We start from the raw sequence: 6,093 nt of genomic DNA on the forward strand, positions 1-6,093 counted from the left end.
AAAGAATCCCGAGAGAGATCAACTCATGTTGCCCGATCTGATCGCCCCTTCGATCCTGTCAGCCGATTTTGCCCGACTGGGCGAGGAAGTCGATAACGTCCTGGCCGCCGGTGCCGATATTGTCCACTTCGACGTCATGGACAACCATTATGTTCCCAACCTGACCATCGGCCCCATGGTCTGCGAAGCGTTGCGCAAGCACGGCGTCACCGCACCGATCGACGCCCATCTGATGGTCAAGCCGGTGGACGACCTGATCCGCATGTTCATCGACGCGGGCGCCACCTACATCACGTTCCACCCGGAAGCGTCCGAGCACATCGACCGCTCCCTGCAACTGATCAAGGACGGCGGCTGCCAGGCGGGTCTGGTGTTCAACCCGGCCACGCCCCTGCACTACCTCGACCACGTGATGGATCGTATCGACATGATCCTGCTGATGTCGGTCAACCCGGGCTTTGGCGGCCAGAAGTTCATCCCGGGCACCCTCGACAAACTGCGCGAGGCCCGTAAGCGGATCGATGCCAGCGGCAAGGCGATTCGCCTGGAAATCGACGGCGGCGTGAAAGTGGATAACATCCGCGAAATTGCTGAGGCCGGTGCGGACACGTTCGTGGCCGGTTCCGCGATTTTCAACACCGAAGACTACAAGACCACCATCGACGCCATGCACGAGCAGATCAAGCTGGCGCGTTCCGTATGAAGCAGTTCTTCGATGGCCAGTGGCCGGACACCATCCTGTTTGACCTGGACGGCACGCTGGTGGACAGCGCGCCGGATCTGGCGGCGGCGATCGACGCCATGCTGGAAGGCCTGGGTCGCCCGCCTGCAGGTGCGGACAAGGTCCGCCAGTGGGTGGGTAATGGCGCGGGGATTCTGGTTCGCCGCGCCCTGGCCGACCGGTTCGATCACGAAAACGGCCCGGCCCTGAGCGACGCCGATTTTCACGATGCCCAGACGCTCTTTTTCAAGGCCTACGCCGATCTCAACGGCGGGCTTTCCCGCGTCTATGACGGCGTCGAGCCCTTCCTGAAAGCCGCCAAGGCGGCCGGCGGCCGACTGGCGGTGGTGACCAACAAGCCGACGGCCTTCACCGGTCCGCTGCTGGAGAAGATGAACCTGGCGCACTGGTTCGACGTGGCCATCAGTGGCGACACGCTGCCGGTAAAGAAACCCGATCCGGCCCAGCTGCATCACGCCATCGAACAACTGGACGGCGATGCCGGCCGCACCCTGATGGTGGGCGACTCCATCAACGACATCGAAGCCGCCCAGCGCGCCGGCGTTCCGGTGGTCGCCGTGCGCTATGGATACAACTACGGGGGACGCATCGACGAGATGGGCGCCGATATTGTGGTTGATTCGCTGGTGGAGCTTTTGTAACCTCACCGCAGATTGAACGTTTTTGATGGAGCTTCCTGCCGTGCGGGGACTGAAACTGACTGCAAAAGCGCGCAACGTGCTCAGCACACGCGCAACTCGATGGTGGCGATGGCGCACCGGCTGATTGTCAGCCCGGTGAGCGCACGTGTACCCGCGCTTGCCTGAACGACTCCACGGGGCCTTGTGTGTTGGCATCCGGTGGGGAATTGAGCAGATCAGATTTCAGGAAACCAGAGCATGACGCCCGAACAGTTCGCCGACCTGGCCCAGGCCGGCTATAACCGCATCCCTGTCCAACGCGAAGTCCTCGCCGATCTGGACACACCTCTCAGCACCTACATCAAACTGGCCACGGGGCCGTATACCTACCTGTTTGAATCCGTCACCGGCGGCGAAAAATGGGGCCGTTACTCGATCATCGGCCTGCCCTGCCGCGAGATCCTGCGGGTTGAGGGCAACAACGTCACCATCGCCCGTGACGGCGAGGTCATCGAGGAAACCACCAGCGACGATCCGCTCGATTTCGTCGAGCAGTACCAGGCGCGCTTCAATTCGCCAGACCTGCCGGAACTGCCGCTGTTCAACGGCGGCCTGGTGGGCTATTTCGGCTACGACACCGTGCGTTACATCGAAAAGCGTCTGGCGGCCACCTGCCCGCCGGATCAGCTGGGCACGCCGGACATCCTGCTGATGGTGTCCGATGAAGTGGTGGTCTTCGATAACCTGCGCGGCAAGCTGCACCTGATCGTCCACGTGAACCCGGAAGACGCCGACGCGCTGGCGCATGCCGAAGCGCGGCTGGATGCGCTGGAAGATCAGCTGCACCACAGCACCGTGGACGCCCCGGTCACCCCGGAAGCGCTGCGCGGTACTCAGGTGGACGAGACGGATTTCGTCTCCGGTTTCACCGAGGATCGCTTCAAGGACGCGGTCGACACCATCAAGAACTACGTGCTCGACGGCGATGTGATGCAGACGGTCATCTCCCAGCGCATGTCGATCCCGTTCGCGGCACCGCCACTGAACCTGTACCGCTCGCTGCGGGTGCTGAACCCGTCGCCGTACATGTATTTCCTCGATCTGGAGGATTTCCACATCGTCGGGTCCTCGCCGGAAATCCTGGCGCGGGTCGAAGACGAGCAGGTCACCGTCCGTCCGATTGCCGGCACCCGCAAGCGCGGCGCCACCGAAGCCGAAGACCGTGCGCTGGAAGCGGAACTCGTGGCCGATCCCAAAGAGATCGCCGAGCACCTGATGCTGATCGACCTGGGCCGCAACGACGCCGGTCGCGTCTCGGAAACCGGTACCGTCCGTTTGACCGAGAAGATGGCGGTGGAACGCTATTCCCACGTGATGCACATCGTCTCCAACGTGACCGGCCGGCTGAAGCCGGACACCTCCTGCATCGACGTGCTGCGCGCCACCCTGCCGGCGGGCACCCTCAGCGGCGCCCCGAAGATCCGCGCCATGGAGATCATCGACGAACTGGAGCCGGTCAAGCGCGGCGTCTACGGCGGCGCTGTCGGCTACCTGTCTTGGAACGGTAATATGGACACAGCGATCGCCATCCGCACCGCGGTCATCAAGGACGACACCCTGCACATCCAGGCCGGCGCGGGCATCGTCGCCGATTCAGTGCCCCGTCTCGAATGGAAAGAGACGATGAACAAGGGCCGCGCCATTTTCCGCGCGGTGGGCATGGCACTGAACGAATTCGACCGCTGAGGGCTGCACCATGTTATTGATGATCGACAACTACGATTCCTTTACCTACAACGTGGTGCAGTACCTCGCCGAGCTGGGCGCGGATGTCCACGTGTATCGCAACGACGAGATCACCGTCGAGCAGATCGAGGCACTGAATCCCGAGCGGCTGGTTATTTCCCCGGGCCCCTGCACGCCGAACGAGGCGGGCATTTCGATGGAAGCCATTCGTCATTTCGCCGGCAAGCTGCCGATCCTGGGCATTTGCCTGGGCCACCAGTCCATTGGCCAGGTCTACGGCGGCAACGTCATCCGCGCCGGTCAGGTGATGCACGGCAAGACGTCCCCGGTTTTCCATGCGGATACCGGCGTGTTCCGCGGCCTCAACAACCCGCTGGAAGCCACGCGCTATCACAGCCTGGTGATCGACAAGGACAGCCTGCCGGACTGCCTGGAGGTCACCGCCTGGACCCGCAACAGCGACGGTTCGGTGGAAGAGATCATGGGCGTACGCCACAAGACGTTGCCGATCGAAGGCGTCCAGTTCCACCCGGAATCCATCATGACCGAGCAGGGCCACGAGTTGCTGCGCAATTTCCTGCGAATCCCGTCCACGGCCCCGACCAAAGCGGCCTGAGCGCATAAGGACCAGAGAGAGACTGCAATGGATATCAAAGCTGCACTGAACCGCATCGTTGAGAACCTGGACCTGACCACCGAGGAAATGAAATCGGTGATGCGCATCGTGATGAACGGCGAGGCGACGGACGCCCAGATCGGCGCCCTGATGATGGGTCTGCGCATGAAGAGCGAAACCATCGACGAAATCACCGGCGCCACGGAAGTCATGCGCGAGCTGGCCACCAAGGTCACCATCAACGCCGACTACCTGGTGGATATCGTTGGCACCGGCGGTGATGGTGCCAATCTGTTCAACGTATCCTCTGCCTCCGCGTTTGTTGTCGCAGCGGCCGGCGGCACCGTCGCCAAGCACGGCGGCCGCGCGGTCTCCTCCCGCAGCGGGAGCGCCGACTTGCTGGAAAAGGCGGGCATCAACCTGGAAATGACGCCGGAACAGGTTGGTCGATGCATTGAACAAATCGGCGTCGGCTTCATGTTCGCACCGGCCCACCACAGCGCCATGCGGCACGCCGTTGGACCGCGTAAAGAGCTGGGCATGCGGACAATGTTCAACATCCTCGGCCCCATGACCAACCCGGCGGGCGTCAAACGCCAGGTGATCGGCGTCTTTACCGAACGCCTGTGCCGCCCGATGGCGGAGGTACTGAATCGCCTCGGCAGCGAGCACATCATGGTGGTTCACTCCAAAGATGGGCTGGACGAGATCAGCCTCGCCAACAAGACCCACGTGGCCGAACTGAAAGACGGCCAGATCACCGAGTACGACATCTCGCCGGAAGACTTCGGCCTCAAGAGCCAGAGCCTTTTGGGCCTGTCCGTGGAAAGCTCGGAAGAGTCGCTGAACCTGATCAATGCGGCGTTTGGCACCGGTCACAGTGAAAATGCCGACAAGGCGCGGGATCTGATTGCCCTGAACGCCGGCGCGGCGATTTACGTCTCGGGCATTGCCAAAACCATGCAGGAAGGCGTCGAGCTGGCACTGGATGCCATCGGCAGCGGTCTGGCCAAGGGCAAGATGACCGAACTGGCCGACTTTTCCCACTGTTTCTGAGAGCGATTTGCACCGATGACTGAGACCGACCGCACCCCGACCATCCTGCGCCGCATCGTCGATCGCAAGTGGGAAGAAATCGACCACCGCCAACGTCGCCAGCCGCTGGCCGACGTGCGTGCCCGGGCCGCTGATAAGCCGGCAGCCCGGGGCTTTGCCAACGCTCTTCGCGCGCGGATCGAGAAGTCGTCCCCAGCCGTCATCGCAGAAGTGAAAAAGGCGTCGCCCAGCAAAGGCGTGATTCGCGACCCGTTCGAGCCGGCCGCCATTGCAGAGAGCTACGAGGCGGGCGGCGCGGCCTGCCTGTCGGTACTGACCGATCACGATTTCTTCCAGGGTCACGAAGATTATCTGGCCCAGGCACGTCGGGCCTGTAGCCTGCCCGTCATCCGCAAGGATTTCATGGTCGCGCCCTACCAGATCTATGAAAGCCGGATGATCGAAGCCGACTGCATCCTGCTGATCGCAGCCTGCCTGACCAAGGACCAGATGCAGGAACTGGCAGGCATCGCCGGCGAAATCGGCCTGGATGTGCTGGTGGAAGTCCACAACGGCGAGGAACTGGATGACGCGCTGACGCTGGACACGCCGCTGGTAGGCATCAACAACCGCGACCTGCATACGTTTGAGGTGTCACTGGACACCACCTTCGAACTGCACAAGCGCATCCCGGACGAGCGCCTGACCATCACCGAAAGCGGCATCCTGACCCGCGACGACGTCACGGCCATGACCGACAACGGCATCTACGGCTTCCTGGTCGGCGAATCCTTCATGCGCGCACCGGATCCAGGTGCAAAACTGCAGGAACTGTTCTTCTAACTTCCTCTCCCCCAGCCCTTTCCAGCGCTATCGCGAGCCTGGATCGAAGCCCTGGGCACCCTCCGCTTCCGCAGCGGGACAGGACGGCCCGCGCCGCATCCGGCGGTCAGGAATGACCCTCGGAGGCGGCGGAAGCGGAGGGTGTCCAGGGCTTCTGGCTTGAGTTCGGTTCCCCTACAGCATTTTGTCGGACCTTGGCCTTTATAAGACTGGATTCTCGGGGCAGAAGCGGGGCACCGGCAGGGCTTACGCCGTCTTAGAGGGTCTTCCCTGACCGCCTAATCCGGTCGGAGACATCCCTGTCTCCTGCTCCAGCCCCGCCGGTGCCCCGCTTCGGTTGGACTTTGGCGGGTGGTCGCTGTGTTCGGTCCCTTTCTGGTTTTCCTTCCGGCTCTGGCCTGGGATTTATTGTCTTGGCGCAGGCAAGATTTCGCCCAGTCAGCAAGATGTGGCCCGCCGGGAGCCATTGTTTGCTTGGTGCTGGGGGTTGG

The 6,093-nt window shown here is 62.4% G+C and carries 6 protein-coding genes; all 6 read left to right on the plus strand.

The features are described from left to right. The first annotated feature begins 25 nt into the window (after window positions 1–25). The 6 genes from rpe to trpC all read left to right on the plus strand — a co-directional run bounded on the left by rpe (window position 26) and on the right by trpC (window position 5,602). Window positions 26–703: a ribulose-phosphate 3-epimerase gene (gene rpe / locus JL474_RS16620; protein WP_203142953.1), complete on the plus strand. Its 678-nt coding sequence runs from the start codon at window positions 26–28 to the stop codon at window positions 701–703. Beyond that, entirely contained in the window at window positions 700–1,383 is a 684-nt protein-coding gene (locus tag JL474_RS16625; protein ID WP_203142954.1) for a phosphoglycolate phosphatase, read from the plus strand. Before rpe ends, JL474_RS16625 begins: the two co-directional genes overlap by 4 nt. Before the next feature lie 237 nt (window positions 1,384–1,620). Further along, entirely contained in the window at window positions 1,621–3,108 is a 1,488-nt protein-coding gene (gene trpE, locus JL474_RS16630) for an anthranilate synthase component I (protein WP_203142955.1), read from the plus strand. A gap of 10 nt (window positions 3,109–3,118) precedes the next feature. Beyond that, window positions 3,119–3,724: an aminodeoxychorismate/anthranilate synthase component II gene (locus JL474_RS16635; RefSeq protein ID WP_123636336.1), complete on the plus strand. Its 606-nt coding sequence runs from the start codon at window positions 3,119–3,121 to the stop codon at window positions 3,722–3,724. Between the two features lie 27 nt (window positions 3,725–3,751). Next, complete coding sequence (trpD, locus tag JL474_RS16640) at window positions 3,752–4,780, plus strand: anthranilate phosphoribosyltransferase (RefSeq protein ID WP_123636335.1); 1,029 nt, start codon at window positions 3,752–3,754, stop codon at window positions 4,778–4,780. A gap of 15 nt (window positions 4,781–4,795) precedes the next feature. Next, window positions 4,796–5,602 (plus strand): indole-3-glycerol phosphate synthase TrpC, encoded by an 807-nt coding sequence (trpC, locus tag JL474_RS16645; RefSeq protein ID WP_203142956.1) that lies wholly within the window; start codon window positions 4,796–4,798, stop codon window positions 5,600–5,602. Window positions 5,603–6,093 lie beyond the last annotated feature (491 nt).

Origin of the sequence: Marinobacter mangrovi (assembly GCF_016798325.1) — a bacterium.
GTDB classification, from domain to species: Bacteria; Pseudomonadota; Gammaproteobacteria; order Pseudomonadales; family Oleiphilaceae; genus Marinobacter_A; species Marinobacter_A mangrovi.

What these genes read in the sequence shown, in the direction of transcription:
- rpe (WP_203142953.1), top strand. Translation starts at nt 26, where the DNA reads ATGTTGCCCGATCTGATCGCCCCTTCGATCCTGTCAGCCGATTTTGCC.
- JL474_RS16625 (WP_203142954.1), top strand. Translation starts at nt 700, where the DNA reads ATGAAGCAGTTCTTCGATGGCCAGTGGCCGGACACCATCCTGTTTGAC.
- trpE (WP_203142955.1), top strand. Translation starts at nt 1,621, where the DNA reads ATGACGCCCGAACAGTTCGCCGACCTGGCCCAGGCCGGCTATAACCGC.
- JL474_RS16635 (WP_123636336.1), top strand. Translation starts at nt 3,119, where the DNA reads ATGTTATTGATGATCGACAACTACGATTCCTTTACCTACAACGTGGTG.
- trpD (WP_123636335.1), top strand. Translation starts at nt 3,752, where the DNA reads ATGGATATCAAAGCTGCACTGAACCGCATCGTTGAGAACCTGGACCTG.
- trpC (WP_203142956.1), top strand. Translation starts at nt 4,796, where the DNA reads ATGACTGAGACCGACCGCACCCCGACCATCCTGCGCCGCATCGTCGAT.